We start from the raw sequence: 1963 nt of genomic DNA, 5'->3' as shown, positions 1-1963 counted from the left end.
AGATCAGCCGTGCGGACTGCGATGCCGGCGGCATCGGTCGTCGTGTCTTCTTCTATCCCGTCGAGTATCGGTCGTATGGTGCCGATGGCGTGAACATCGTCTGGGAACGCGATGCCAACGGCGCCATGGTAGTCCGCTTCGTGGGTTCGGACATCCAGGGATCGGAGCGCTATGCGGTAGGGAAGAACGCCTATCAGAAGGTCCGTGACTACCTGCCGTTCGGTGTGGACGTAGCCGTAGCGAACGACCAGCGTCGTGGCTATCTCGGCAAGGAATCGGGCTACGAGACGGCTCCGAAGTACGGAGTGGTGCATGCAGGCCTGTACCACGAGCGTCTCATGGACATGAGCGCGCGGAAGTACAGCAAGACGCAGGGGGCGTTCACGAGTGTGGATGAACTCTGGCGCGGTCAGATGGACTACTCGCCCTATGCGTACTCCTTCCATGATCCCATCAACTTCATGGATCCGAGTGGCAAAGCAGGTGGTGGAAACGGTAGCAATTCTGACGGTACGACAGACGGCTCATTGCCCGGAAGGAAAGGTGTGTACATCTGGACGGGTAGTGGTGTTTCGCCGTTCCAGATGATCAATGGCTTTACCGAGGACGAGGCCAGAAGTATCAGGAACAGGTTGGATCTCGAGGCATCAGGGACGCGACGGAAGGACTTCATGGCACAGTTCGGCCCGCTGGATCGGCCGGCCCCGTTCGACAAATACAAGCACCCATTCTTCAAGGTCAACCAGGCCAATTCTACGCGAGTGGCCGAACATCCCGGCACATGGGATCCGATGGAGCTGGTTCACCTGGGGTTGGACCTCGTAGGCTTCATTCCGGGCGTCGTCGGTGTGATTGCCGATGCCGTGAACGGTCTTCTGTATCTTGTTGAAGGCGAGTTCAAGATGGGTGGTCTGACACTGCTGGCTGTCATTCCAGGATTGGATGGATTGAAGAGTCTCAAATATGCTGCCAAAGGTGAGGCGCATCTTGCGACGAACGGGCTGAAGCTTAGTAAGCAGCTTGCAAGTGAGGTCCAGATGCTTGAACCCGGCAGGATCATTATTGAAGCTGTTGATCTACGTGATGCGACGCGTTTAGCTAGTACGTATGGTGGTGATGCTAACCATTGGGTGAAAATGGGCTCCAGCTCGTTTAAAGCGAAGGGTGGTGTCCGTTTCGAAACTCATTGGTATGAGAATCTATCGACAGGGCAGCGAGTTGAATTCAAAACAAAGTTTTGACAGAGGAGTACCCAAAATGAAGGTGCGAGTTAAGGATACCTCCATTGACAAAATGGACGAACGACTGCAAGATCGCACTCATATCATTAACCATGATATGAGCAACTATCTCAAGATTGGAGATGAGTACTTAGTATTTGGGATTCGCATCTCCATATACTGTATGTATGCATATATATATGACGGTCGGCATTTGATAGAGATACCATTTGAGCTGCTTACCATTGTCGACAGTAGTAAGTCTTTGGACTATGAGCTAAGGGTTCGCGACAATGGCGATATAGTGCTACGACCACCTCTATTCTTTGAAGAGAACTTCATTGAGAACTTTTCGGAATACGAAGAGAAAGAACGAAGCGCCTTTGAGTTGCTTAGAATGATGGTTGAAGGACAAGGATAGGGTAATATGATAGGGTAGGGTAGCGTTCCAATATGTGGTAGTGTTCGGTAGGGTAGCGTTCCAAGGTAGTGTTCCAATATGTGGATGCCGCCATCGAATAGCCGGAGAATGGCTTGATAGCAGGATTCTCTCTTGCCTTCATTGTCGTTGATTGAAGCATCGTTTCCCTTAACGAAAGGGAAACGAACCGTTCTTTGGCATACTACCGTGCGACACCTGAACCTCGTGTTCCAATATGTGGATGGAATTCTCGCGTCAACGGCGAGATCCTGACGGACGACCAGACGTACAACCGGGACGGCGCCCTGAACTATCGCTACCT

Annotated in this window: 2 protein-coding genes; both read left to right on the top strand. The window is 51.8% G+C overall.

Annotated elements, in window-relative coordinates:
• Positions 1 to 1037 precede the first annotated feature (1037 nt).
• Positions 1038 to 1241, top strand: coding sequence for a hypothetical protein (locus tag BGO89_13675; protein OJX60563.1), 204 nt, complete (start codon positions 1038 to 1040; stop codon positions 1239 to 1241).
• A 97-nt stretch (positions 1242 to 1338) separates the two neighbouring features.
• On the top strand, positions 1339 to 1641 hold the full coding sequence (locus BGO89_13670) for a hypothetical protein (protein OJX60562.1): 303 nt from the start codon (positions 1339 to 1341) through the stop codon (positions 1639 to 1641).
• The last annotated feature ends 322 nt before the right edge of the window (positions 1642 to 1963 follow it).

Origin of the sequence: Candidatus Kapaibacterium thiocyanatum (assembly GCA_001899175.1) — a bacterium.
GTDB classification, from domain to species: Bacteria; Bacteroidota; Ignavibacteria; order Kapaibacteriales; family Kapaibacteriaceae; genus Kapaibacterium; species Kapaibacterium thiocyanatum.
Note: the sequence above shows the minus strand (reverse complement) of the source record. Positions and strands in the feature narration are given on the sequence as shown.

What these genes read in the sequence shown, in the direction of transcription:
- BGO89_13675 (OJX60563.1), top strand. Translation starts at nt 1,038, where the DNA reads ATGCTTGAACCCGGCAGGATCATTATTGAAGCTGTTGATCTACGTGAT.
- BGO89_13670 (OJX60562.1), top strand. Translation starts at nt 1,339, where the DNA reads ATGAGCAACTATCTCAAGATTGGAGATGAGTACTTAGTATTTGGGATT.